Origin of the sequence: Actinosynnema pretiosum (genome assembly GCF_002354875.1) — a bacterium.
GTDB classification, from domain to species: domain Bacteria; phylum Actinomycetota; class Actinomycetes; order Mycobacteriales; family Pseudonocardiaceae; genus Actinosynnema; species Actinosynnema auranticum.
Genome location: NZ_CP023445.1, coordinates 1,022,395 through 1,046,827, shown reverse-complemented (window position 1 = coordinate 1,046,827; position 24,433 = coordinate 1,022,395). Strand labels below are relative to the sequence as shown.

The window sequence follows — 24,433 nt, the reverse complement described above, 5'->3', positions numbered from 1 at the left end:
AAGGCGTGCGACCCGCAACCTCACCTGCGCCCCTTCTTCCGAAGGTCCACCAACCGCAGCAGGTGCGCGGTCAACTGGCGGACGTCGTTGGGGGTGTTCTGCAGGTTGTTCCACCTGCGCTCCTCGCCATCGGCGAAGTTCCAACTGCCGGACATCCACGCCACGTGCGGCCGGAGCTTCTCCACTGCTTCGCGGACAGCCACGCTCTTGACTGCTTCCGCGGGCATCCCCTCGGTCAGCGCGTCCATGACGAACCCGAGCGACTGGATGCCCACACCGTGGGTCAGGCGGGAAGTGCGCGGGGGCTTGCTCCACTCCACCGGGAAGACTTCCTGGACGATCGACCAGAACGACTTCAGGTGGAGCAGCATCCGGTCGACGTCACCGGTGCCGTCGACCGGATTGCGGTACTGGTAGAGCGCTCCCTCGTAGAGGCTGTGCTCCACCATTTTCAGGACCGTGTTGTCCTTGATGTACCCCTTGGGGGCGGTGGGCGTGGCGATGAGCCGGAAGAACGGACTGGACTTGTCCCCGTTCAACCGGGTCATGATCTGCGTCGGCAGGCGGCGGCGCACGTACGAGGGCGGCAGGTGGCCGGTGGTGTCCGGCAGGAGTTCGTGGATGAGCCCCTTCGGCAGCGCCTTCGACGAGTTCACGAGGATGAACTGCGAGCGCTGCTCCTCCTCGTTGTCCGCGATGAAGCCCACGACCGCGACCGGGAACTCCGCGACGTCGGCGTCCCGGATGGCAGCGCTGCGCTGCTGACCGTCGACGAGCCAGGCGGGCTTGTCCTGCTCCGCCAGTGCCTCGTCGACGGGGATGACCAGTTCGCCGGGCACGGAGTAGTTGACCGCGTCGAGGTGCATGACCGCCGAAGGCACGAATTCGACGCTGTCGTTGAAGGCGACGACGATCGCGTTGGGGAGCATCGCGCCGTCGGACTCCAGGTAGCGCCTGATCCCCTTGATGTGGTTGAGCACTTCCGGCCGCTGGTACCCCTGCAACCGCTCGTCCTCGTCCCGCCGGATGCGCGACACGGCGGTGAAACTGTGCAGCTTCTTGCCGTCGACGGCGAAGCAGTAGATCCGCCTATTTCCCTGGTGGATCTCCAGGGCAGGCAGTCGCAACGTGTACCGATCAGCCACTTCTTCTCCTTGTCCGATGGGCGTATCGTAGCGCGTTCGGACTCAGGATTTGAGTGACCGCATCGCGGATTCAAGAACAGTCAAGTTGTGGAACCCCCTCCTCTTGTTCCTCTCCGTTCCGCGGAAGATTGCGATCTCGATGCCGTGTTGACTGCACAACATGCAGGGGCAGTGCTTCCACGGCATGGCTTCAAGGATTTTCCGGTAAGCTGGGAGATAGCTCTTCTTGCCGGAGTCAGGGCCCTGCACCAGACGTTCGTAGCTCTCCAAGGAGATGAGCACCTGCTCCAGGTCGACCTCGCCCAGGTCGTAAGCGCGGAGCTTGCGCAGGCAGTCCTTCTCAGCAGCCACCGCTTCGGCCTGTGAAACACCCCCGGAGAGCACGAGGCGCTTCAGCGCGGGGTTGCCGTCCACCTGAGGAACCCGGACAGCAGTGAAAGCCTTTTCTGCGGTGTGGTAGTTGTTCCGGTCGTCCATGAAGGCCTGCCGGAAGACCGAGGTGCTGTCGAAACTGGTGACCCCCAGTTCCGCGAAGCGGCCCATGCTGTCGAGGCGGTTGATCCCCAGCAGGTGGAGTTCGGTACCCGGCAGGAGGCGCGGGTTGATCTCTTCGAGGCAGGCGAGGATCTCCGGTGTCTTCAGCGGCACCATTCCTCCCAGCGCAATCCGCCGGTACCCCATCTCCTGGAGGCGAGCGACGCTGTCCGCGTAGCTCTCGGGGCTCCAGCCCTGCGCGGCGCCGACAGGCTGCACCTCGCTGCCGGTGTCCTGAACCGCCGCGAGGAACCCCTCTGCCAGGTCCAGTGAGATGTGCCGCCGTTTCACCCACGCCGGGTCGACGTCGTCATCGCTCGCGCCGGGAACGTAACCGAAGATCACGTGGTCGATGCTGACCCCGGCGTCGAACCCGCACCCCTCGTAGAAGTCGAGGACCTCTGCCACGCTGTACGGCGGGTACTCCTCGTCGATGTAGTTGAACGCACCGCAGTCACCCAGGCTCGTCATGCTGCTCGGCAACCGGAAGAACTCGTGCACACCAAGCCGGTAGAGCCTGGCGCGCTGCGGTGCGGCGTACTTGCCAGATCCCCTGACGGAGCCGTCGACGATGGCCTTGCTCACCAGGATTCCGTCATAAGGCGGTGGTGACACGACTTCGTGGGCGTACGAGTCGTCGCGCTGCCGCACCCTGGTGGGCGAGTACTCGTCGTTGATGAAGTCGTAGGTCGGACTGACCAGGTCCTGGCTATCCGGGAAGTAGAATTTCACGACGCGCTGGACCTCGTGCTGACGTAGACGCGGATGATGTGGTTCGAAAGAATGCTGATGTGCCGCGGGGTGTTCTGGAGCTCGTTCCACTGGATGCCCAACTCGTCCCAGCGGCCAGCGGTCCACCTGCACTGCGCCGCGACGCGCGCCAGCTCGGCTTCCACCTCGCCGACCAGGTCCTTCGAGCTCAGGCTGACGTTCATCATGACCTTGTCCATCAGGCGCCCCATCGCCCTGATGCCGACACCGTGCATCAGTCGGCTCTTCGCGGGAGCAAGTCCCCAGGCGTCCGGGAAGGTCCGGCGCACCGCCTCCCAGTAACCGACGAGCACCTTGCGAATGGTGTTGACGTCGATGGTCCCGGTGGAGAGGTTGCGGAAGAGGAAGAGGACGCCGGCCGACGAGTTGAGCGATTCCTCGATGGCGGTCAGGAGACTGTTGTCGGCCACGACGGCGGTTTTCACGGCGCCGTCGGTGGAGGCGCGCTTGATGAGCCCTCGAAAGGGGGACTCCGGGTCCTGGTTCAGCATGTCCACCAGAGCGGACGGCAACTTGCGCGCCGACAGCTTGGTGGGCAGCGGTGTCCACACCTCGGGCAGGAGTTCCGAGACGAGGTTGGACGGCAGGGGCGAGACCGTGTTGACGCGGAGGAACTGGTCGCGCTGGGTCGCGAGGTCCTCGGCCACGAACCCGGCGACGATCACCGGCAACCGGGCCTTCCTCGTCCGGGCCAGCGCGAGGCTGCGCTGCTGACCGTCGACGATCCAGGCGGGCCTGGGCCCGTCCGAGGACTTCGGCAGCGGGATCTCCAGGGTTCCGCTCGTCGAGAGGGTGTCGGAGGCCCCCGGCCCCGGACTGGACCGGAAGCGCACGCTGGCGGGCAGCGCCATGATCAGCCCGTTGGGGAAGAGCACCTCGTCGCTGTCCAGGTATTCCAGGATCTGCTTGACGTGCTGCTTCTTCTCCGGACGCTGGTAGCCCAGCAACTTGCCCGCTTCATCGCGGGAGATGCGGGCGATGTCGGCGACCTCGGCCACTTCCTCCGCGGCCAGCGCGAACACGTAGAGCGGGATGTCCGGGTGCTGTTCTACCCGCAGGGCCCGGCGCTTGATCGTCATCGCTCTTCCACTGTTTCGGCGTGCAGAACGGCGAACCTCTTCTGCTCGCAGGCCTTGCCGCTGTCCCTGAGCATGCGGTGCAACCTCGTCCTGGAATAACCGGGGTGGGTTGCGGCTGTCTCGCGGATGAAGTCCTTCACCTGCGCGTCGGTGAGCGGCTCACGATCGTACCGCTCGGGTTGGCTCGCCGACCGGCTCCACCGCTCCCACGACATCACCGCATCGGTCGACGTGAGCTTGCCCGACGTGCAGTGCTCCAGCCAGGAGATCGCCATGCGGGTGTTGAGGCCGGTCATCGTGCCTCCCAGCGCCTTGCGCAGTCCCCCGTCCGAGCGAACCCTTCGCACGCCGCGCACATCCGAGGAACCGCCGATCATCAGGGCGTCCACGAACAACTCGCCCAGCTCGCGCAGCTCGCCGTGTAGAGCGGTCCCGTAGGCCTCGGAGAGCACGAGGAGCACGGCGCCCCTCTCGCCCAACTCGGCCAAGGTCGCCCCGCCGCGTCTCCGCTGCACCCCGTTCCACCAGCGGGCGCGCTCCTCCGGCTCGTCCGCCACCGTGTCCTCGTGCCGCGGGCTGAAGGTCGCCGCGTAGGACGGGGCGCTCTGGGACGCGCGCTGGAGCCCCAGCCCCGCCGAGGCCACCCACAACTCTGGGGAGAACCCGGCCTTGCGGGCCGCGACTACGAGCGCGCGCGTGAGGACCCAGTGCTCACCCTGGTAGAGGCTCTCCAGGGGAAAAACCCGAGGCTCGTCACCAAGCCGCTCGCACCAGGCCGCGACTCGGTGATCCGTCGTCCCCGCAGGCAGGGAGCGGGCTCGGAGTTGCGGACTCGGCTGAGCTGTTTTGCGCTCGGTGCAAGTCACTACTACTGACAGTTGCGACACGCCCTCGTGTTCCCTCCCACTTAACTACAGCGGGGCGCAGGTTACTCCAGCGGATATTTGAGCGGCTACACTTCCCGCGACTTCCGGCTAGTTAAGGTGGAGCTTCATGGGACGACCTGCGATCGTGCTGCTGAGCGGGGGGCTGGACTCGACCACCGTCCTGGCCATCGCCAAGGACCAGGGGTTCACCCCCTACGCCCTGAGCTTCAGGTATGGCCAGCGCCACAGCGCGGAACTCGTCGCGGCGGAGCGGGTCGCCAAGACCCTCGGCGCCGCCCGGCACGTCGTGGCCGACATCGACCTCCGGGTGTTCGGCGGGTCGGCCCTGACTGACGACATCTCCGTGCCCAAGCACGATTCCGTCGAGGAAATCTCCTCGGACACGGTACCGGTGACCTACGTCCCGGCCCGCAACACCATCTTCCTGTCGTTCGCGCTCGCCTATGCGGAAGTGGTCGGTTCGACCGACATCTTCACCGGGGTGACCGCGGTGGACTACAGCGGTTACCCGGACTGCCGCCCCGAGTACATGGCGGCGTACGAGGCCATGGCGAACCTGGCGACCAAGGCGAGCATGGAGGGCGGGTCCCCGCTCAAGCTCCACTCGCCGCTCATCACGATGTCCAAGGCCGACATCATCAGGGAGGGTCTGCGCCTGGGCGTCGACTACTCCATGACCTCGAGTTGCTACGACCCGGACGCTCAGGGACGCGCCTGCGGCCACTGCGACACCTGTCTGCTGCGGCTCAAGGGCTTCACGGAGGCCGGTGTCGTCGACCCCGCGCCTTACCGGCCCAGCAACGCATGAGCTACCTGATCAAAGAGATCTTCTACACGCTCCAAGGCGAAGGCCACCACGCGGGCCGCCCTGCGGTGTTCTGCCGCTTCTCGCGCTGCAACCTGTGGACCGGCAGGGAGAAGGACCGCGCACGGGCCATCTGCAAGTTCTGCGACACCGATTTCGTCGGTGTCGACGGCACGGGGGGTGGGCGCTTCGCAACGAGCTCCGACCTGGTCGACGCGATCGAGGCCGCGTGGCCGTCGGAGGACCGGGCGCACCGGTTCGTCGTGTGCACCGGTGGGGAGCCGCTGTTGCAGTTGGACGTGGCTGCGATCGACGAACTGCACGCACGCGGTTTCGAGGTCGCAGTGGAGACCAACGGGACGCGGGTCCCGCCTGCGGGCATCGACTGGCTCTGCGTGAGCCCCAAGATCGGCGCGGACCTGGTGGTGACCGGTGGTGACGAACTGAAGTTGGTCTACCCGCAGGAGGGGGGTGATCCGGCGCAGTTCGAGCACTTGGACTTCACATCGTTCCGGATTCAGCCGATGGACTGGGGGGACCGCGAAGCCAACACCCGCGCCGCGGTCGAGTACTGCCTCAAGAACCCCCAGTGGTCGCTCTCCATGCAAACGCACAAGTACCTCGGGATCAGGTGATGGAACTCTTCCGCGAATTCCGCTTCGAGGCGGCCCACCGGCTCCCGAACGTTCCCGAGGGGCACAAGTGCGCCCGGCTGCACGGCCACTCCTACCTGGTGGTCGTGCAGTTGGACGGCCCGGTGGACCCTGAAGCGGGGTGGGTAGTGGACTTCGGTGACGTGAAGGCCGCGTTCAAGCCGCTCGAGGAGCGCTTGGACCACTACTACCTGAACGAGGTCGAAGGCCTGGAGAACCCCACCAGCGAGAATCTCGCGGTGTGGATCTGGGACCGCCTGATCGGCGCGCTGCCGATGCTGTCCGCTGTGACGGTGCGGGAGACCTGCACGTCCGGCTGCACTTACCGGGGGCGTTGACGTGCACGACATCCAGAACGAACACGACCAGCGCGGGGTCGAGGTGGACGAGGTGGGGATCGCAGGTCTGCGCTACCCGGTCGAGTTCAACGACGGCGCCACCTCGCAGCACGGCATCGCCGACTTCTCCATCACGGTGAGGCTCCAGGCCGAGCGTCGTGGCACGCACATGAGCCGCATGGTGGCCCTCGTCCACGACCGGCTGCGCACGTTCGACCCGCGCCAGTTGCCGGAGATCCTGAAGAGCGGAGCGCACGAGCTCGACGCGCCGAGCATCTCAGTCGACGCGAGCCTGTCGTTCACCACGAGCGCTCCCGCCCCGACCAGCGGCCTCGAGTCGATCAGCGTGCACGACCTGGCGATCAGCGGCAGGTGGGCCGACGGGTTGTGCGAGGTCACCACTTCGGTCACCACAGAGGTGACCAGCCTCTGCCCGTGCTCGAAGAGCATCTCCGACTACGGGGCGCACAACCAGCGCAGTCGGGTGACCCTGGCGGTGACGGGCAGCGGGGATGACGTGTACCCCCTCCCTGCTCACCAGGCCGTGGAGATCCTGCGAGCCTGCGGTTCCGCCCCGGTGGTGCCGCTGGTGAAGCGCAGTGACGAGCGGACCCTGACCATGCAGGCATATGATCACCCGGTTTTCGTGGAGGACATGGCCCGCGAGGTCGCCTTGGCGTGCCGGGAACGCGGTCTGACCCACGAGGTGCGGGTGCGCAACCTGGAGAGCATCCACAGCCACGACGCGATCGCCCTGGTGATCGGTCGCGGTGACGCTCTCGACGCCCGCCCTGCTCGCTGACCGACTCCCTCTGCGGCTCGTGAACGCCGCCCCTTGAAAGAAGTTCGGATGAAGCTCCCCAGCCTCACGGGCGCAGTCGCGCTCGTCGCCTACATCGCCACGATCCCCGCGGCGAACCTCGCTGTGAGCCACTTCGGCGCGGTGCCGGTCGGTTTCGGGTTCGTGGCGCCTGCGGGCGTCTACTTCGTCGGTCTGGCGCTCGTCCTCCGAGACCTGGCCCGCGAGGCGACGGGCCGGGGGGCGGTGCTGGCGGCTATCGGTATCGGCACGGTCGTGTCCTACGTCCTCTCCGACCCCATGCTCGCTACCGCTTCGGCGGCGGCGTTCATCCTGGCCGAGATGTTGGACTTCGCGGTCTACGAACCACTGCGCAAGCGAGGTCTCATCATCGCCGTCGTGGGCTCGAACATCGTCGGCCTGATCGCCGACAGCGTGGTGTTCCTCCAGTTGGCCTTCGGCTCGCTCGAGTACTTCCCCGGTCAGGCCCTGGGCAAGGCGTACATGACCGCTTTCGCCGTCGTTGTGCTCCTGCTGCTCCGCAACCGCGGGGTGTACCGGACCACCACGGCTTCCTGACGCGCCCGCTGAGAGCGGCACCGGCAGTTGGCATCTGGTGAACGCGGTGACCGCGTCGCAAACGACGTGGTCACCGCTGTTCCGGACGAACGTGATCACCCGCCCACACACGGGCGGGTGATCCGTTTGAGGGCCGAAGCCCTCCGCCCCTCACGCGTCCTCGTCGTACTCGTCCAGCGCGTCCTCCCCGAACAGCTGGTCCACGCTCAACCCTCCGGGCCTCGCCGAAGTGGCGGGCGGTCCCGACACCGGGGTCGTCGTCGGGCTCGGCGGCGCCGGGGGTGCGGTGCGGGGTTGGCCGGGCGGCAGTGGCACGGCTGTGCCGAAGTCGAGCGCGAACTTCGAGCCCGCCAGCTGGTTGGCGATGACGGCCGTCGACTGGGCCATGATCCCGGCCATGTTGCCCCTGGTGACCAATCCCTTGTCCAGCAGGGCGTTCAGCACCCCACGGGCGCTCTCGAAGTCGAGCTTGCGCTGCTGCATGAACATCGCGATGACCTCGTTGACCTCACCGGGGTTGTGGGCCAGCCTGAGCGCGACGAGGTTCAGCTCGTCGGCGCGGAGGGCGTTCGCGTAGAACTCCATGCTGTCGCGCTGCATCTCCCGCTCGTGCAGCTGCCGCCGGTGGTCCCGCTCCTGCTCGTGCGACTGCTGCTGACACTCGCTCTCCCGCTGGTACCCGGCCTGCTGGGCGTTCAGCTTGGCCTGCGCGGCCATCTCCACCGCGCGCAGGTTCACTTCCCGCTGCTGGAAGTCGTGCGCCCGCCGTCGGTCGTCGATGGCGCGGTGGTGCTCCTTGCGCCTGCGGACCTCGTTCGCGGCGCCCTCGTCCAGGTTGAGCCGCACCTCGCAGTCCAGCAGCGCCAAGCCCTGGGAGAGGGTGCGCTTGACCGAGGAGCCGAACGCGGCGCCCGCCTCGGACTCAGCCGCCGCGACCTCCTCGATCGGGTGGCGCGTGGTCACCGCGTGGAGTCTCCCCATGATGTGCCTGCTCACCAGGAACTCGGCGTCGAGCAGGTTCGTGCGCACCGCCTCGACCGGGTCGGTGATCCGCCAGGAGGCCGTGACGTTCGCGATGAACTGGTAGGCCCGCTCCTGGCTGGCCGTGCGGAAGGCGAGCGGCCGGTTGACCACCGAGGTGTCGACGAGGAACAGCGCGCGCATCCCGCCGCCGTCGCCGACGGCGAGCTGCCAGGTCATGTGGTGGTACTGGCCGTGGCGGTCGAGGTAGACGGTGGCCCGGTCGCCGCTGGGCACCGGGCGGCTCCTGAACACGTCGGAGTACTTGATCTCCAGGCGCTGGATGAGCGGGGCGGGGTTGCGGTTGATCACGGTCGGTTCTCCTCCCGGTCGAGTGCGGCGGTCAGGGCGGCTGCGGCGTCGCGGGGGCCGCCTCGGGACGCCGCCCAGTCGTCGAGGTGGAAGCGGATCGTGTCCGGGTCGCCGGTGACGCCCGCGACGTCGACCAGCAGCGCGCCCAGGGGTTCGCGCTGCGCCGGGTCGCGCTGCGCGGTCTCGGCCCAGCCGCGCAGGACGCCGAGGGTCTCCTGGACGTAGTGGGGTGCCTCGAGGGCGCGGGCGAGCAGCGCCACGACGGCGTCGCGGCGGGTGGCCCGGCCCTTGCCGACGGGCACCGCGGCCTGCGGGTGCTCGGCGAGCCGGTCCTCGTCCGCGACCGACAGGAAGCCGGGCCACGGCTCGGCGCTGTCCTCCCGCGCCACCTGGAGGTAGACGCAGAGTTGGGTGACGCAGTTCATCGCGGTCTGGCGAACGTCGACCTTGTCCGACACCGACCAGCGGATCAGCTCGCCGAGCACGGGGTCGAGCCGGTCGTGCTCGACGACGAGGTTCGTGACCGCGTCGGTGACGACGATCCGCATCGCCTGGTCGGTCGTGTTCGCGGCCTTGCGCAGGCGCTTGAGCGACTCCTCGACGGCCATGATCGGCAGCACCCCGAGCGCGGCCACCGCGGCGGTGCGCCTGCCGGTGGCCTCCTTGCCCTGGAGCCACTTGTCGACCATGCGGGTGATCAGCGGTTGGAGTTCCGGCTGGAGTGACGGCAGCCGCAGCGCGCCGAGCACCGCGTCGCGCTCCCAGTAGCGCTTGCGGTCCGCCCAGCGCTCGATGACGTGGCGCCGCACCTGCTCGAACTCGGACAGGCTCAGCAGCCCCACCGCCACCCCGGCGCGGAAGCGCACGGCCCGGTCGGACGAGCCGCCCAGCGCGCGCAGCCACCCCCGGACCACGGCGTGCGCCTCGGGGTGCTCCCGCCAGACGTGCTCCAGCACCTCGCGCGGCCGGTGCGGGTCGCGGTAGCGCACCACGTCGACGGCGAGGCTGCCGAGCTCGCCGTCGTGGACCGCCGTGGTGATCTCGGCCTCCAGGTGCTCGGCCAGCGCCGGGGTGCGCAGCGCGAACACGTCGCGGGCGCGGTCGCGTCGGTCGGGGACCTCGGCGGCCTGGAAGGACTTGGCGAGCTTGATCGCGTGCTCCGCGGTGGTGGCCAGCGGCAGCCCGTCGAGCACGGCCAGCGCGATGGCGAACGCGCGCTGCCCGACGTCCTCCAGGCCGTCGAACCACTCGCGGAACGCGGAGCCCGCCCCGCGCGCGTAGCGCAGCCGGACCTCGGCCAGGTCGTGCTCGCCGAGCACCACCCGGCACAGGCCCCGGCCGAGTTCGGCGAGGTCGTGCGCCCGCAGGGTGCGCCCGAGCACCTCCTCGACGAGGTCGGCGAACTCCGGGAACTCGTCGAGCTCCCGTTCCTCCCCGCCCGCCCGGCGGAGCCCGGTGCGGAAGTGGCTGAGCACCAGCGCCAGGTCGTCGGTGCGCTGCGCGCCCTCCAGCAGGTAGTCGGCGACCTCCCGCTCGCGGAACCGGGTGTGGGCGGCGACCAGCACGACCATGCGCGCGCCCGCCTGCTCCAGGCGCAGCCGCCACTGGCCCAGCGCGAACCCGGACAGGGACGCGGCCTGGTCCAGGTCCAGCGCCTCCAGCAGGTACCCGCGGTCGGCGCCGAGCTCGAGCCGGGTGGACAGGACGCGCAGGTCGGTGTCCGGGCTGAGCTTGTCGACGCCCTCGGCGCACTCTCGGGCGAGCAGGTGCAGCGCGGTGGCGGTTCGGCCCCACCCGGCGGGCGCGCGCAGCAGCACGAGCCTGCGGTCGCGCACCCCCGCCCGCAGCTCCCGGTAGTTCGCGGGCTCGACGTACGTCGAGGTGATCGAGTCGAGCACCTCGCGCGGGATGGGCCCGGTGGGCACCGCGCCGTGCGCGCCGATCCCGCCACCCCGACCCTGGCCCGCCTCGACCAGGCCGATCGAGTTGGCCACGAACACGTTGCCGACGCCGCCGCGCTCGCCGAGCAGCGAGGCGACCGCGCTCTCCAGCGCGCGGGCGTTCTGGTGCAGGTGGCGGGCCTTGGCGGGGTTGGTCGCCCGGTCCTTCGCGGACTCGGCCTCCTCCTCGGGGACCTCCGGCTCCTGCTCCACCCCGTCACCCGCCAGGGGGTCGTCGGGTTCCTGGACATCGTCCTCCTCGGGCTCCTCGCTCACGGCCTGCCGCCGAAGGTGGTGCGGGCGTCGATGGAGTGGATCGAGCCGACGTTCTGCACCGAGCCGATCCGGTTGTTGGTGAAGTTCACGCCGGCCGGGACCACCCGGGGCGTGACGGGCGCGGTGGGCGCCGCGGTCTCGGTCGCGGGGACGGGCGGCGCCGCGTAGCCGGGGGCGCGCACCCACACCGGGCCGGTGGGGACCTCCAGCCGCCGGTACTCGTCCGGCCGCAGCCCCCGGTAGCCGTGCCTGACCACGGAGCGGTAGACGTCGTCGGTGACCACGACGACCGCCTCGGCGCGGTTCGCCGAGCGCAGCACCTCCTTGACCTGCTCCGCGTCCAGAGCGCGGAAGGCGGCCGTCATCTCGTGCCCGACCCACCCGTGCTCGTCGCGCGAGACGGGTCCGAAGTGGACGCCGATCCGCAGCCGGAGCCGGTCCCGCTCGCAGACCAGCGCGTTGTACCTGGCCAGCTCGTCCACCATCAGGTCCACGAGTGGGTCGAGCACGGGCAGGACCTCGCAGTCGAACACCGCGAGCACCCCGTCACCGAGGTCGTCGACCCCGTGCGCGGGCTCACAGCCGAGGTCGGCCCCGGCCAGCCCCCGGTTGAGCACGTGGTAGAGCGCCGAACGCAGTTCGGCCTTCTGCGGGTTGGTCCGGTCGCTCGACCGCTCCACGTCCACCACGAGGATCGAGCGGCTCTTGGGGTCGGTCACCACGTCACGTTCTCCTCAGCTGCTTGTTCGGCGTGCGCGCGGGCGCGGGCAGCGCTCCTCGGGTGCGCACCGAGGTGAGCACCGCGTCGATGCCATGCGCGACGACCGCGTCGCGCACGAGCCGGTACCCGGCCCCGTAGACGGGGTCCGGCGAGTCCAGTGCGGACCGGCGCACGGCGTCCGCGAACGCGGTGTGGCGGCGCTTGAGCCAGGCGCCCGCAAACAGCTCGCAGACGCCCTCCTCGATCCGGTCGGGCAGTCCACGCGCGCCCTGCTGGAACAGCCAGGCGTGCCCGAGCTCGTGGGCGAGGGTCGCCCCGAAGTGGGTGGCGGTGAGGCCCCGCGCGATCTCGATGCCGAGGACGCCGCCCTCGTCCGCCCTGGTCCACGTGTGCGTTCGCCCCAGGCACAGCGCGGCCGGAGTGGTGTTGATCAGCGTCGGTTCGACCAGCATGACCCTGACCCGCTGGGCGAGCCGGATGCCGAGGGCGGCCATCTCCGCGCGCACACCGGGGATGTGGGCGCGCGCGGACACCTGGTCCTCGACGGCTTGACCTCCGCACGTCGGGCAGCGCGCGGAGGTCGGGGTGAACTCCGACCAGCCGCGCTCCCCCGCGTGCCCAGGCCTGCCGCACAGCGCGCAGCGCCCCGACTCGGGATGGCGCGCGCAGGTGGTCTCCCCGTGCAGGGACAGCACGTAGCGGCCCTTGGGCCGCGAGCCGCACAGGGTGCACCGGTCACCGGCCACGTCAGGCCCCCCGCACCCAGCGACGGGTACGCGGATCGCGGCGCCAGCCGGTCGTGGCCAGCGGCCTCGACGGGGCGGTCGCGGTCGGCCACTCGGCGAGCAGCGCGTCGAAGTAGCGCCCCCAGCGCTGGGCGGTCGGCCTGCGCTCCGGGTCGGTCGAGAGCGCGGACTCCAGCAGCGCCAGGCCCTCGACGGGCAGCACGCCCGCGAGCCTGCCCGGATCGCGCGCGGTGGACGCGAACGGCCCAGGGCTGAGGCAGCGCAGCACGAACAGCCCGAACTTGTACCGGTCGGTGGCCTGGTTCAGGGTGCTCTCGGGCGGTTCCCAGTCGGGCGCGTTGAGCTGGCGCACCACCGGTGCCGCTCCCCTGATCCGGATCGAGTCGCAGTCCACGAGCATCACGCTGGGCCGCCCGTCGAGCTGGAACACGGCGTTCATCGGGTTGATGTCACCGACCACGAAGTCGTTGCGGTGCAGCAGGTGCAGCACGAGCGCGAGGTCACGGCACACGAGCAGCCGCCCTGCGGTCTCGGGCACGGGCATCCCCAGCCGGGCCGACCGCGCCGGGTCGATGAACAGGTGCTGGACCTCCCTGAGCGTCCGCGCGCGCTCCCTGCCGGGTCGGACGCGGTCCTGGAAGTACCCGTCGGGGATGAGCCGCATGAGCACGCCCAGGACCGCGCCGTCCTCCTCGACGGTGCGCAAAGGCCACGCGGCGGACCGGTCGAGCCGGTGCCGCACGGCCTCGTCCATGCGCAGACGGCGCGCCACGACCGAGGCCAGGCCGTGGGGTGGCGCGTGTCCCGCCCTGTACTGCTTGTAGACCAGGGGACCGGGCACGTCGGGCAGTTCGGCACCCGGCGCGCTGAACACCCTCGCCTGGCCCCCGGAACCGAGCAGTCCGCCGAGCTGGCCGACCGCGCCGATCCCGACGGAGTGCCCGGTCACGGCAGTGCCACCGGCCAGATCGCGACTGCGGTGCGGTCGTCGTCGAAGCTCCTGCGCGCGAAGCCGACCTGCGCGGCGAACTCCAGCCCTGAGACCGGCGGCGTGGCCCACTCCCGTGCCAGGAACCGGCCGACCTCTCCGGTGCCGTGGCCGAGCGGGTCACCGATGCCGTCGGTCATCAGGACCAGCATCTCCCCTGGTGCCACAGTGGTGCGCACGGGCGTCGGGTCGCCTGGGGGCGGCAGGGGGAGCGCGCGAACCGCTCCGGAGTACAGCTCGGCGCCGTCGTTCTTGATCGCCGCCTGTGGCTCCCAGCGCCCGTCTGCGCGCAGTACCCAAGCCGTGGTGTCACCGACGGACACCAGGTGCGCGGTATGAGCACCGTTCACCGGAACCAGGTCGATCACGGCGTAGAGGACAGTCGTGGCGAGGAGGTTGGCGATCTCCCGCACGTCCGCCTGCGCTCCCTGCGGGTCCCGCTCCGCCAGGAGGGCCCCGCCGCGTCGCGCGATGGCCCCGGCGACGTCGCGGAGGAACTCCCTCCAGGGGATCTGCTCGGGAGCCGAGCCATCCAGAGCGCGGGTGAGCTGTTCGGCCCCCTTGCGCGCCGCGATGTTCGCGGCCAGGTGGGATTGGGCGCCAGACGAGACGCCGTCCGCGACCGCGACGACGAAGTAGCGGCCATCCGGGGTGCGGCGGAAGCCGTACTCGTCCTGGCGCACCCGCCCGTAGTGCCGGTGCGAGAGCCCGCGCACGCTCGCCGCGCGCACCTCGGCCACGGGCCGCTTCGGGGCAGCCAGCAGCGCGAAGCCGTCGAGGACGGTGTCCCGGCGGTCCCAGTTAGCCGGGTCCGGGACCGGGACGACGCGACTGGCCGCACGACCGGGATCCCCGACCGCGTGGGCTTCGACCGGCACGTGGCACACGACCTCGTCCGCATCGACCTGCTCAGTGGTCTCGGTGGTGTCGTCCATCAGAGCCAGTCGCCCGCGTCGTGGGCGGAGATGCCCTCGGGCAGGCCGGCGCGGTCGGGCAGCATCAGCCCGGAGTCGCCCTGCGCCATGCTCTGCCCGGAGGAGATCACGCTGGAGATCAGGATCTCGGCGATGCCCGCGATGGCGTCTCCGGGGTCGTACCCCGGCGTCATCAGGTACATCTGCATGGCCTTGTTCCCGGACGCCGGGTGGATCAGGGCGGCCAGCGTCTTCGGCTCGGCCTCGTCCACTCCGCACGGGATGAGGTTCGGGTACGCGGCGAAGCCCTGGGTGAGGTCGTGCAGCGCCGAACGCCACTCGTCCTCCCGGTCAGTGGTCTCGCCGTCGCTGACGAAGAACACGGCTGGCCGGTGGACCATGAACCCGTCGGCCTTGAGCTGCTTGACGTTGCTCTCGATCTCCGCGCGCAGCAGTCGCAGCGCTGCCGCGTACGAGGTCGTGCCGCGCACGGTGAGCTTGGGAAGCGTGACGCTGTCGTCCAGCAGGTCGCACAGCGGCAGCCGGACCTGCGCGTCGTCGCTGAAGTCGATGACGCCGAACCGGACCTTGTCCGCCAGGATCGGCGAGTCCATCAGGGCGTCCAGGACCTTGGGCATGATCGCGTTCGCCTGGTCGAGCTTGTTCCCCGTCATCGACAGCGAGACGTCGATGACCAGGTAGAAGGGCAGGAGCTTGAGCTTGTCCGCTTCCACGGGGTTCCTCCGGTCAGAGGTGGTTGTTGGACGGGGCGCCGTTCACCGGAGCCCCGTTCTGGTGGGGGAGCACGACCCTGGGGATGCGCAGGGTGGACTCGGGGTCGCCCTGCTGGGGCGCGGGTTGCTGCGGGACGACCGGCTCGGGCCGGAGCGCGGCGGGCGTCCGGGCGTTCGGCCCCACGTGCTCCCGGTACCAGCGGTCCAGCTCCTCGTCGGTGCAGAGCTGGGCCAGCTCGCCCCACACGTCGATGGCTTTCATCGCCATCTTGAGCTGCTTGTCCGCCACCAGCTGCGCGGTCTTCGCGTGGGTGGCCATCTGCGCGTCGAGCTGCTTGAGCTCCATCTCGGCCTGCTGCTCCGCCTTGGCCTTGGCCAGGTCCCGGTCGCGCTCGGCCCACACCTTGTCGTCGGTGTCCGCGTCGTCATCAACGCGCCGCAGCAGGCGGTCGTAGAGCGTCTCGGGGCCGAAGGCCGACAGCACCTTGGCGATGACGGGCAGCACCTCGATGCAGAAGAACAGCAGGAACACGGCCAGGTGGGCCGCCGCACCGCTGGGCCTGCCCTCGGTGATCCGGTCGAGCGCCTCCAGCCGGGCGAGCAGACCGGTGTCCTGCTCGGTCGCGGACTTGCTCCGCTCCTCAAGCCCCTTCTGGTCCTTGCGCAACCGGTCGAGGTCGCCCTGAACCTCAGGGAGGCGCTTCTGCGCCTGCTCGGTGTCGTTGACCGCGCCGCTCTCCAACTGGTCGGTCACCTTGGCCGTGATCTCGTCCAGGTTCCGCTGCGCCTTGTCGCGCGCGCCCTTGGCCTCGTCCGCGAGCCGCTTCTTCTGCTGGTACGACTCGCCGTTGCCGGGGACCTTGGTGCCGCACGTGCCGTCGAACTCGCACTGGGCCTGCGCGTTGGCGTCCAGGTACGCCTTCTCGGCGGCGTCCAGCTTGGCCTTGGCCGCAGTGACGTCCGCGTTGTCCGAGACCGAGGCGGCCGCGCGACCGGAGACCACGTCCAGCAGGCGGGTCTGCTCCTGCTCCAACTCGGTGATTTTGGCGTACGCCTCGTCGGCCTTGCGCTGGTTCTCCTTCATCGCCTCGGCCTGCATGACCACCAGTTCGCTGCTGATCTCCCGGTCGAAGATCGCGAGCACCAGGGGCGTCGAGACGATCGATCCGATGACGGCAGCCAGGGCGAAGCGAGATAGGGCGGACGCGGTGCCCTTGATCAGCCCACTGCCCCTGCCCATGCTGAACATCAGCATCCGGTCGAAGTTGAAGATCACCACGCCCCAGACCAGGCCCGCGACCACAGCAAGCGGGACGGACAGGTCCAGCGTGGAGCGCAGCGCGAAGAACGCCGACACGGCGGCGATCGTCGAGGTGCTGATCAGAACGCCGCCCATAGCCGCGTGCTTGGCCACGTCGCCGGGCGCCTTCTGGAGCACGTCGACGCGGGCGCCCGCGATCCTGGCGAGCACCAGGGAGATGCTCATCGGTTTTTCCCTTCACTGTTCTGGGCGCCCGATCGGAGTTCGAGCGCGGGGGAGTCGGACACCATGGCCCGGAGGTCGAGGGGGAACACCGCCGCGCCAGAGAAGGGCACGGGTGGCAGCGGCACCGCTCGTCGTCCGCCGAAGGCGGGTGGGGCGGGCACCGGGAGAGCGAGGTCAGGCAGGGCCGGGAGGTCGGGTGTTCGCATCCGCCCGTGCTCGGGGAACGGCCAGTCGAACTCCGGCAGGGGAACGGGGATCCGGTCGACGGCGGGCAGCGGCAGGACGGTCACCGGCCCGATCTCCCGGACGTCCTCGCCGAGGTCGTTGAGCGCGCGCACCCGGACCGGCCCGGTGTCGGCTGGCCGCAGGGAGGTGCTGCCCCTCCCCGAACGCCCGTCCACCCGGACGGTCCTGGCACCGGTGGTGAGCTCGACGTGCCTGGCCTCCCGCGCCTCCCACTCCACGACGACCGGTTGACCGGCGAGGGTGAAGGTCCGGTCCAGCCGCACCTCGCCGAGCGCTGGCGGGTCGACCGCTTCACCGAGCACGTGGCGGAAGTGGCGCACCCAGTCGTCGGAGGACGGACGCGCCGTCCCGTCCTTGCCGAGCGCGCGGCGCAGCAGGGCCATCCCTTCGGCGTCGAGCACGCCCGCCGCGTCCTCGGGGTTGGCCTTGACCGACGAGAAGCTGCGGGGGGTGAGGCAGCGAAGTACGAACAGGCCGAGCTTGTAGCGGTCGGTGGCCAGGTTGAGCACGCCGCCCTCGGGCGGAATCCAGTCCGCGGCGTTGAGCTGGCGAGTCGCCGCGACCGTGCCCACGGGGCGGACGGCGTCGCAGTCGAGGAACAGCACCATCGGCCTGGCGTCGAGCCGGAACACCTCGTTCTTGGGGTTGACGTCCCCGAAGACGAACTTCAGCCGGTCGTGCAGGAAGGCGAGCGCCGAGGCGAAGTCCAGGCAGATCCGCAGGCGCTGCTCCGGGGTCGGGACCGGCCTGCCGAACCGGGACAGCTTCGACTCGTCGATGAAGAGGTTCTGCACCTCGCGCAACTTGTGCTCCTGGCCGGTGCTGCGCGTGACGAGGTCGAAGAACGGGTCGGGAATGCGCGGCATCAGCACGCCGACGGCCTGGTCGCCGGAGAGGACCACGCGCACCGGCCACGCGGTGATCGCGTCGAGCTTGGCGCGCGCCTCGTCGTCGAGGCCGGTGCGGGTGGCCACGACCCGCCGCAGCGCGTCGGGGTGGCTGCTCGCGTTCCGGTAGCGCTTGAAGACCAGCTCACCCTTGACGTCGGGCAGGCGGAACCCCGGCATGGCGTGCACCGACGCCTCACCACCCGACCCGAGTCGGGCGCCCAGCGCGCCTAAGTCAGCGAGGTCGATGGACACGCCCGTGCTGTTCACGGGATTCCCCACGCGCCTTCCTCCACATCACCGCGGTTGATGGCCCACCACACCTGCACAAGGCATGGCGAATAAGCCGAAACAATGGCCCGGCTTCACAGAAGTCTTTGTCGGCACCGCGCACTGGCAGGCGGATCAGCAGTGCCCATGCAGTCGATCGGACAACGGATGAGGCACGTTACCGCAGGCAAGCAACTCGCGTGGGCACCCCGAAAACGCTATCCGCAAAAATAGTGTTCCACCCCCGACTGAAATCCAGGGGAAAGCCGGGTTCTGCCGAGTACATTATTGTTGATCAAGACCTCAACGTGGGAAAACGCCTTCAGAGCACACTCGTCGTAACGATTGGAAAACTCGCGAGAACGTTGCGTCACCAGTGTTCACCAAACGTGACAATCCCTGGAAAACGCCCAACCCCGCACACGCGCACTCAAAGTGACGACACGTTGACTTTGAGCGAGTAAGCGCACGGGCGCCGGAGTCGACATGAGCCGCAGGGGAAGAAGGACATCAAAGCAAATCGCCCGCCGACCGAATGGTCGACGGGCGATTTCCTTGGGTGGAGCTGAGGGGACTCGAACCCCTGACCCTCACACTGCCAGTGTGATGCGCTACCAGCTGCGCCACAGCCCCGTGCTCGTTACTCCACGTTCCCGGCCGGTTGGCCCCGCCGTTCCCGTGTGTCAATACCGTACATCATGCACCCACCAGAAGAAAAATCGGGGGTACCCCCACCCCATTTCGGCTGCTAGACCGGTACGCGTGAGCACTGGCGCGCACGACCGAGCGGTCCTCGTCCGGCCTGGCGACGAGGGGGGTGATCCCGGCCTTCGGCGGGTGACGCAGCAGGTCAGGTTGCGGGAGCTGGTTCGGCGGCTGCTCCGCGCCGACGGGGTGATCGCCGCTCGGCTGCGCGACGCCGGACTGTGTGACGCCGATGACATCTCGCTCGACCAGCTCCACCTCCTCCCCACGGTGTCCAAGCAGGACCTCTGGGACCACTACCCGTTCGGGTTCCAAGTGGATGACCGGATCGTGTGCGTGCACGGGTCTTCCGGGACCGGGGGGCGCCCCACGCTCATCCCGTACACGGCCAACGACGTCCACGTCTGGGCCGAGGTCATGGCCCGTGCGCTCGGCGGGGCCGGGGTGACCCGCCACAGCACCGTCCACAACGCCTACGGGTACGGGCTGTTCACCGGTGGGCTCGGGGTGCACCACGGCGGGCTCAGGTTGGGGGCGCGGGTGATCCCGCTGTCGGGTGGCATGACCGACCGGCAGGTTCGGCTCGTGGCCGACCTCAGGCCCGACGTGCTCTGCTGCACGCCCTCCTACGCCATCCACCTCGGCGAGGCGCTCAGGGCCGCGAACGTCGAGAGCAGCTTCCGCGTGGGGCTCTTCGGCGCCGAGCCCTGGACGGACGCCATGCGGGACAAGATCGAGGAGCTGCTGGGCGTGAGGGCGCTCGACATCTACGGGCTGTCCGAGGTGATCGGGCCCGGTGTGGCCTGCGAGTCGCTCGACTCCGGCGGGATGCTCAACGTCGCCGAGGACCACTTCCTCGTCGAGGCGGTGGACGAAAACGGGCTGCCGGTGCCGGACGGCACGCCGGGCGAGCTGGTGTTCACCACCCTCACCAAGACCGGGATGCCGCTGCTGCGCTACCGCTCCGGCGACGTCGCGGTGCTCGCAGGCCCCGCCCCGGACAGCGCGCGCACCCTGCGCCGCATGGGCAAGCCCCTCGGCAGGCGGGACGACATGCTGGTGGTGCGCGGGGTCAACGTGTTCCCCAGCGAGGTGGAGGCGGTCGTCCTGGCCGACGGGCGGGTCAGCCCGCACTACCTGGTGGTGGACGACCGGCGGAACCCGGCGCGGCCCGAGCTGCGGGTCGTGGTCGAGAGCGCGCACGACGTGGCCGACGACCTGCGGACCGCCCTCCGGGAACGCCTCGGCCTCACCTGCGCGGTGCACGTGGTCGCGCACGGCGCGGTGCCCCGCTCGGAGACCGGAAAAGCGCGGCGGCTGGCCCGCTGGAGCGCGGGACAGCCGCCGGTGCCGGGCCTCTAGGGCCGGGGAGCGCTCAGGCGAACAGCTTCGACAGCCACTCCGGGTCGCCGAGGGCGTCCAGCTCCTGGCCGTCCTTGGTGACGGTCGGGGTGCCCTTGAAGAAGTCCGTCGCGTTGGCCTTGTCCAGCTCGGCCTTGGCGTCGGCCTCGTGCTTGCCGCTGTCCACGCAGGACTTGAAGCCCTCGGACGTCACGCCCAGGTCGACCGCCAGCTGCTTGAGCTGGTCCTTGGTCCACCCGGCCTCGCCCTCCTCGGGCTGCTGGGCGTACAGCCGGTCGTGGTACTCCGGGAACTTGCCCTCGTCGGCGACGCACAGCGCGGCGTTGGCCGCGTCGCGCGAGTAGCCCTCCGGGGAGGACATGCGGACCAGCATGGGCAGCAGGTGGTAGTTCACCCGCAGCTCGCCCGCCTCGACCCTGGTGCGGATCTGGTCGGCGTGCTTCTCCTTGAACATGCCGCACACCGGGCAGAGGAAGTCCTCGTAGACGTCGATGGTGACGTCCGCGTCGGGCTCGCCCACGGTCACCACGCCGCCCGAGCGCTCCACCGGGGCGTTGGTGCCCTTCGCCCCGGTCGCGACGAGCTGGGCGTTCTCCGCGGACTTGGAGGCCCCCTGCCACATCACTCCGCCGATGACCACCAGCGCCAGCACCACGACGATCGCGACCCCGGCGACGACCTTGTTCCGGTCGCTCGTCTTGCGGCTGGCGGCGACGGCCGACACCGCCGCCCGCTGGGCCTGCTTCTTCTTCCGAGCGTTGCGCTCAGCCCCACCCACGTCAAGCACGTCCTTCCCGCTACGACCTGCGTCGCAGGTTAGCCGGGGATGCTGAGTGGAACCTGAGCCCTAGGCCTCTGGTTGCCTGGGACGTCCGGCGACGCGCTCCCCGGTGGGCACCTCCGGCCCCTCGTCCAGGGTGCCCGACTCGACGGCGACGGTCTCCGCGGTGGTGCTCTCCCTCACCAGCGTCTCCGGCATGGTGATCCACATCAGCAGGGCGACGACCATGATCCCGGAGGTCACGGTGAACGCCGTCGTGTAGGAGAAGTTGTCCGCGAGCAGCCCCGCGAGCAGCGGTCCGACGATGGCGCCGAGGTCGGCGATCACCTGGAACGTGGCGAGCAGCGGGCCGCCCTTGCCCTTGGGGCCGATGACGTCGGCGACGACCGCGTTCTGCGGCGGGTTCAGCAGGCCCGCGCCGAGACCGGCCACGAACGAGGCGACCAGGAAGATCGGCACGTTCGTGCTGAAGCCGAACCACAGGGTGCCCGCGGCGGAGATGGCCAGGCCCGCGATGCCGAGCGGCTTGCGGCCGATCCGGTCGGAGAGCTTGCCGGACACCATGAGCGTGCACACGTTGCCGACCGCGAACACCGACATCGAGATGCCGCCCATCTCGGGCGAGCCGTGCAGCGCCTTCTCCACGAACAGCGGCACCATCGACACGCGCAGGCCGAACACCGCCCAGCCGTTGGCGAAGTTGGACGCGAGCGCCGCGCGGTAGGCGCTGTTGCGCAGCGCCTGGCGGACGGTGACGGGGCTCTCCGGCCGGGCGCTGGTGTCGAGCGCGGCGAGCGTGGACTTGCGCAGGAACCACCACACGAACGCGGCGGCGACGAGCAGCGCGGCGGCGTAGCTGACGAACGGCAGCTGCACGGACACGCCGACGAGCGCGGCGCCGATGATCGGGCCGAAGATGTTGCCGAGCAGGAAGCCGGTGGACCACAGGCCGGTGGCCTGGCCGCGCTGCGCGGGCGGGGTGATGCGGATGAGCAGGCCGACGGAGGCGACCGTGAACATGGTCGAGCCGATGCCGGAGAACGCGCGCAGGAACAGCAGCTGCCAGTAGGTGACGGCGAAACCGCAGGCCGCGGTGCCGAGGGCGACGATGACGATGCCCGCGATGTAGGTCTTGGGCTCGCCGAACCGGGTGACGAGCTTGGCGCTCACCGGGGCGAACAGGATGCGCACGACGGCGAACGAGCTGATCACGAGCGCGACGGCCGTGGACCCGACGTTGAAGCTGTCAGCGAAGATCGGGAGTGCCGGTGCGACGATCCCGAAGCCGATGGCGATGATGAAGCTCGCCACGACCAGAACCCACACCTCGGCGGGCAGCCGCTGCGCTGTCCGCTCCGTCGTTCTCCCCAGCACAGCAGCGCCTCTTTCTCGATCTTTGGTTTTTATTAGCTGCCCTAAGGATATGTGACAGTTCACTCGTCGGGGTGACCGCCCTGGTCGGGGCAGCTCAGTCGAGCAGCTCGTCCACCCGTCGGGCGTACGCGGTGACGGGGTAGGCCGCCTCGAAGCCGCACGCCTCGGCGAACCGCTCCCCCGCGCCGCCCTCGGCGACCTGGGCGGACACCAGCAGCGCGCCCGCGTCCCACAGGGTCGACACGAGCCCGCCCACCAGCGCGGACCCGATGCCGCGCCGCCTGCGGGCCGGTCGCACCACGACCTGCTCGACCAGCCCGACGCGGTGCTCGCCGAACCCGGAGGCGAACCCGCCGACCCGGTCGCCGTCGTCGACCACCAGGATCGCGCAGCGCGGGTCGTCCAGCCGCTGCCCGAGGTGCCTCACGAGCTTGCGGCTGCCGCCCACGCCCAGGTCATCGGCCAGCAGCTCGGCGAGCTGAGGCAGGTCGGCGTCCGCGGCGGGCCTCACCTGCGCGGACTCCGCGAGCGGGCCGCGGCGGCGGCGGTGCACGAAGGTCAGCAGCTCCTCGACGGCGTACCAGCCGGCGTCGTCGGCGATGCCCTCGATCTCGGCGACGGTCGTGGGTGAGGCGTACACCACAGCTTCGGCGCGCCCGACGTCGGCGAAGCTGCGCTCCAGCCGCAGCAGCGTGCCCGCGACCTCGGCGGACGTCCCGTCCAGCGCGCACGCGTGGTTGCCGCCGGGCAGCGGGCTGTCCGGGTTCACCACCACCCGCGCGCAGCCGACCGCGCCGATCCGCCCGTAGCGCACGGCGCCGGAGGCGAGTCGGGCGTTCTCCACGAGCCCGGCCAGGTCGCGGGCCCGGTACGGGTCGAGCAGCTCGGGGTCGTCGGGGTCGTGCAACGGGTCAACCACCCCCTCACCCTCGCACGTCGCGCCCCTTCCAGTCCGCGCCGCCGCGACCGGCCAGCCAGGTCGCCCGCGCCAGCAGCGCGCCGAACGCGGTCGCGCCGACCGGGGCGAGCGCGGCGCGCGCCACCGGCTGCCCGACCCGCCGCAGGTAGAGCGCGCTGGTCGCGGCCTGGGCGGCCCACGCGAGCAGCCCCGCCCACCGCACCACCCCGCGCCCCCGGACCGCCATCAGCACGGGCAGCGCCCCGTACCCGAGCTGGGCGAGCGCGGCGGCCCCGAACAGCGCCGCCCCTCCCCCGGTCTCGGCGACCAGGGCGACGGAGCTCCTGGTCACCGACCGCCAGGCCGCCCCGACCCCGTCGACGCCGTGCACGAGCAGCGCGCCCGAGGCGTCGGCGAACCGGGTGCGCCCGCCGGTGTCGCGCACGAGCGCGGCGTACCCGAGGTCGTCGACCCTGGCGCCCCGGATCGCCTCCCAGCCGCCGGACCTCTCGTGCGCGACCCGCCTGACCAGGACGCAGTGGCCCACCGCGAGCGCGCGCCCGCGCGAGCCGTCCGGTGAGGCGACGGTGAGCAGCGACTCGGTCATGGGCGCGAACAGCGACCACCAGGAGTGCCCGCGCGCGGGCGGGTGGCCCGCGACCGAGACCAGGTCGACCCGCCACCGCCGGGCCGCCGCGACGAGCCTGCCGACCAGCTCGGGCACGGCCTCGGTGTCGGCGTCCAGGAACAGCAGGAACTCCGCGTCGGCGGCCCGCGCGCCCACGTGCAGCGCGTGCGCCTTGCCCGCCCACCCCGGCGGCGGTTCGGCCGCGGTGATCACCCGCACGCGCGGGTCGGCCTCGGCGTGGCGGCGCGCGATGGCCGCCGTGGCGTCGGTCGACCCGTCGTCCACCACGGTGATCCGGAGCCGCTCGTGCGCCTGCGCGCGCAGCGACCGCAGGCACCGGTCGAGGTTCGCCTCCTCGTCGCGCGCGGGCACGACCACCGCCACCAGCGCGTCGTCCACCACCCCGGCGGGCAACCGCTCGACCTTCCGCCACGCGGCGGCCGTGCCCACCGCCTTCACCACGCCCGTCCCGGCTAACGCGACCGCGAGCGCTCCCCTGATCCCCACGTCCCCGATCCCCACGCTGACCACCCCCTGCCACCACATTGGCAGACT

Annotated in this window: 23 protein-coding genes and 1 tRNA gene; 6 read left to right on the top strand and 18 right to left on the bottom strand. The window is 70.3% G+C overall.

From position 1 onward, the window contains the following. Positions 1–20: 20 nt before the first annotated feature. From dbpB (CNX65_RS04810) to CNX65_RS35150, 4 genes are read right to left on the bottom strand one after another with little or no spacing between them, the layout of a single operon-like run. Positions 21–1,145 carry a DGQHR domain-containing protein DpdB gene (gene dbpB, locus CNX65_RS04810; RefSeq protein ID WP_096491682.1) on the bottom strand — a complete coding sequence of 375 codons (1,125 nt, stop codon included), beginning with the start codon at positions 1,143–1,145 and terminating at the stop codon, positions 21–23. A gap of 42 nt (positions 1,146–1,187) precedes the next feature. Continuing rightward, the gene (gene dpdA, locus CNX65_RS04805) at positions 1,188–2,411 is read right to left on the bottom strand and encodes a tRNA-guanine transglycosylase DpdA (RefSeq protein WP_096491681.1); all 1,224 of its coding nucleotides are present in this window, start codon (positions 2,409–2,411) and stop codon (positions 1,188–1,190) included. Then, positions 2,408–3,529 carry a DGQHR domain-containing protein DpdB gene (dbpB, locus tag CNX65_RS04800; protein WP_096491680.1) on the bottom strand — a complete coding sequence of 374 codons (1,122 nt, stop codon included), beginning with the start codon at positions 3,527–3,529 and terminating at the stop codon, positions 2,408–2,410. The genes dpdA and dbpB (CNX65_RS04800) overlap by 4 nt, the downstream gene beginning before the upstream one ends. Continuing rightward, complete coding sequence (locus CNX65_RS35150) at positions 3,526–4,086, bottom strand: hypothetical protein (protein WP_157767501.1); 561 nt, start codon at positions 4,084–4,086, stop codon at positions 3,526–3,528. Before CNX65_RS35150 ends, dbpB (CNX65_RS04800) begins: the two co-directional genes overlap by 4 nt. A 436-nt stretch (positions 4,087–4,522) precedes the next feature. On the opposite strand from CNX65_RS35150, the gene queC reads away from it, so the two are divergent. From queC to CNX65_RS04770, 5 genes are read left to right on the top strand one after another with little or no spacing between them, the layout of a single operon-like run. Next, a complete protein-coding gene (gene queC / locus CNX65_RS04790) occupies positions 4,523–5,224 on the top strand; it encodes a 7-cyano-7-deazaguanine synthase QueC (RefSeq protein WP_096491678.1) in 702 nt (233 codons plus the stop codon). Then, on the top strand, positions 5,221–5,856 hold the full coding sequence (gene queE, locus CNX65_RS04785) for a 7-carboxy-7-deazaguanine synthase (RefSeq protein WP_096491677.1): 636 nt from the start codon (positions 5,221–5,223) through the stop codon (positions 5,854–5,856). The genes queC and queE overlap by 4 nt, the downstream gene beginning before the upstream one ends. Further along, positions 5,856–6,212: a 6-carboxytetrahydropterin synthase QueD gene (gene queD / locus CNX65_RS04780; RefSeq protein ID WP_096491676.1), complete on the top strand. Its 357-nt coding sequence runs from the start codon at positions 5,856–5,858 to the stop codon at positions 6,210–6,212. The genes queE and queD overlap by 1 nt, the downstream gene beginning before the upstream one ends. Before the next feature lies 1 nt (position 6,213). Continuing rightward, on the top strand, positions 6,214–7,014 hold the full coding sequence (locus tag CNX65_RS04775) for a GTP cyclohydrolase I FolE2 (RefSeq protein WP_096491675.1): 801 nt from the start codon (positions 6,214–6,216) through the stop codon (positions 7,012–7,014). Between the two features lie 48 nt (positions 7,015–7,062). Further along, on the top strand, positions 7,063–7,590 hold the full coding sequence (locus CNX65_RS04770; RefSeq protein ID WP_096491674.1) for a VUT family protein: 528 nt from the start codon (positions 7,063–7,065) through the stop codon (positions 7,588–7,590). A gap of 150 nt (positions 7,591–7,740) precedes the next feature. Here the strand turns inward: CNX65_RS04770 and CNX65_RS04765 are convergent, their stop codons facing one another. The 10 genes from CNX65_RS04765 to CNX65_RS04720 all read right to left on the bottom strand — a co-directional run bounded on the left by CNX65_RS04765 (position 7,741) and on the right by CNX65_RS04720 (position 18,763). Beyond that, on the bottom strand, positions 7,741–8,922 hold the full coding sequence (locus CNX65_RS04765; RefSeq protein ID WP_096491673.1) for a hypothetical protein: 1,182 nt from the start codon (positions 8,920–8,922) through the stop codon (positions 7,741–7,743). Beyond that, positions 8,919–11,138, bottom strand: coding sequence for a hypothetical protein (locus tag CNX65_RS04760; RefSeq protein ID WP_096491672.1), 2,220 nt, complete (start codon positions 11,136–11,138; stop codon positions 8,919–8,921). Before CNX65_RS04760 ends, CNX65_RS04765 begins: the two co-directional genes overlap by 4 nt. Beyond that, positions 11,135–11,857: a nucleotidyl cyclase domain-containing protein gene (locus tag CNX65_RS04755; RefSeq protein WP_157767500.1), complete on the bottom strand. Its 723-nt coding sequence runs from the start codon at positions 11,855–11,857 to the stop codon at positions 11,135–11,137. The genes CNX65_RS04760 and CNX65_RS04755 overlap by 4 nt, the downstream gene beginning before the upstream one ends. 4 nt (positions 11,858–11,861) lie before the next feature. Continuing rightward, positions 11,862–12,605: a protein DA1 gene (locus CNX65_RS04750; protein ID WP_096491670.1), complete on the bottom strand. Its 744-nt coding sequence runs from the start codon at positions 12,603–12,605 to the stop codon at positions 11,862–11,864. Between the two features lies 1 nt (position 12,606). After that, on the bottom strand, positions 12,607–13,554 hold the full coding sequence (locus tag CNX65_RS04745; RefSeq protein ID WP_096491669.1) for a hypothetical protein: 948 nt from the start codon (positions 13,552–13,554) through the stop codon (positions 12,607–12,609). Then, positions 13,551–14,528 (bottom strand): protein phosphatase 2C domain-containing protein, encoded by a 978-nt coding sequence (locus CNX65_RS04740; protein ID WP_096491668.1) that lies wholly within the window; start codon positions 14,526–14,528, stop codon positions 13,551–13,553. The genes CNX65_RS04745 and CNX65_RS04740 overlap by 4 nt, the downstream gene beginning before the upstream one ends. Beyond that, positions 14,528–15,241 carry a vWA domain-containing protein gene (locus CNX65_RS04735; RefSeq protein ID WP_096491667.1) on the bottom strand — a complete coding sequence of 238 codons (714 nt, stop codon included), beginning with the start codon at positions 15,239–15,241 and terminating at the stop codon, positions 14,528–14,530. Before CNX65_RS04735 ends, CNX65_RS04740 begins: the two co-directional genes overlap by 1 nt. A gap of 13 nt (positions 15,242–15,254) precedes the next feature. Then, positions 15,255–16,727 carry a DUF4407 domain-containing protein gene (locus CNX65_RS04730; protein WP_096491666.1) on the bottom strand — a complete coding sequence of 491 codons (1,473 nt, stop codon included), beginning with the start codon at positions 16,725–16,727 and terminating at the stop codon, positions 15,255–15,257. Beyond that, positions 16,724–18,142 (bottom strand): protein kinase family protein, encoded by a 1,419-nt coding sequence (locus CNX65_RS04725; protein ID WP_157767499.1) that lies wholly within the window; start codon positions 18,140–18,142, stop codon positions 16,724–16,726. The genes CNX65_RS04730 and CNX65_RS04725 overlap by 4 nt, the downstream gene beginning before the upstream one ends. Positions 18,143–18,690: 548 nt before the next feature. Next, positions 18,691–18,763 (bottom strand) — tRNA-Ala (locus CNX65_RS04720). 204 nt (positions 18,764–18,967) lie between these two features. Here CNX65_RS04720 and CNX65_RS04715 point away from each other — a divergent pair. Further along, positions 18,968–20,197 carry a phenylacetate--CoA ligase family protein gene (locus CNX65_RS04715; protein WP_177154519.1) on the top strand — a complete coding sequence of 410 codons (1,230 nt, stop codon included), beginning with the start codon at positions 18,968–18,970 and terminating at the stop codon, positions 20,195–20,197. 13 nt (positions 20,198–20,210) lie between these two features. Here the strand turns inward: CNX65_RS04715 and CNX65_RS04710 are convergent, their stop codons facing one another. The 4 genes from CNX65_RS04710 to CNX65_RS04695 all read right to left on the bottom strand — a co-directional run bounded on the left by CNX65_RS04710 (position 20,211) and on the right by CNX65_RS04695 (position 24,400). Continuing rightward, on the bottom strand, positions 20,211–20,975 hold the full coding sequence (locus CNX65_RS04710; protein ID WP_096491663.1) for a DsbA family protein: 765 nt from the start codon (positions 20,973–20,975) through the stop codon (positions 20,211–20,213). Between the two features lie 69 nt (positions 20,976–21,044). After that, positions 21,045–22,352: an MFS transporter gene (locus CNX65_RS04705; protein WP_096491662.1), complete on the bottom strand. Its 1,308-nt coding sequence runs from the start codon at positions 22,350–22,352 to the stop codon at positions 21,045–21,047. 94 nt (positions 22,353–22,446) lie between these two features. After that, the gene (locus CNX65_RS04700) at positions 22,447–23,271 is read right to left on the bottom strand and encodes a GNAT family N-acetyltransferase (protein ID WP_096491661.1); all 825 of its coding nucleotides are present in this window, start codon (positions 23,269–23,271) and stop codon (positions 22,447–22,449) included. A gap of 4 nt (positions 23,272–23,275) precedes the next feature. Then, complete coding sequence (locus CNX65_RS04695) at positions 23,276–24,400, bottom strand: glycosyltransferase family 2 protein (RefSeq protein WP_157767497.1); 1,125 nt, start codon at positions 24,398–24,400, stop codon at positions 23,276–23,278. Positions 24,401–24,433: the final 33 nt, after the last annotated feature.

Excerpts from the sequence above, each read along its gene's own strand:
- dbpB (WP_096491680.1), bottom strand. The coding sequence starts at position 3,529 with ATGACGATCAAGCGCCGGGCCCTGCGGGTAGAACAGCACCCGGACATC.
- queC (WP_096491678.1), top strand. The coding sequence starts at position 4,523 with ATGGGACGACCTGCGATCGTGCTGCTGAGCGGGGGGCTGGACTCGACC.
- queE (WP_096491677.1), top strand. The coding sequence starts at position 5,221 with ATGAGCTACCTGATCAAAGAGATCTTCTACACGCTCCAAGGCGAAGGC.
- queD (WP_096491676.1), top strand. The coding sequence starts at position 5,856 with ATGGAACTCTTCCGCGAATTCCGCTTCGAGGCGGCCCACCGGCTCCCG.
- CNX65_RS04770 (WP_096491674.1), top strand. The coding sequence starts at position 7,063 with ATGAAGCTCCCCAGCCTCACGGGCGCAGTCGCGCTCGTCGCCTACATC.
- CNX65_RS04740 (WP_096491668.1), bottom strand. The coding sequence starts at position 14,528 with ATGGACGACACCACCGAGACCACTGAGCAGGTCGATGCGGACGAGGTC.
- CNX65_RS04730 (WP_096491666.1), bottom strand. The coding sequence starts at position 16,727 with ATGAGCATCTCCCTGGTGCTCGCCAGGATCGCGGGCGCCCGCGTCGAC.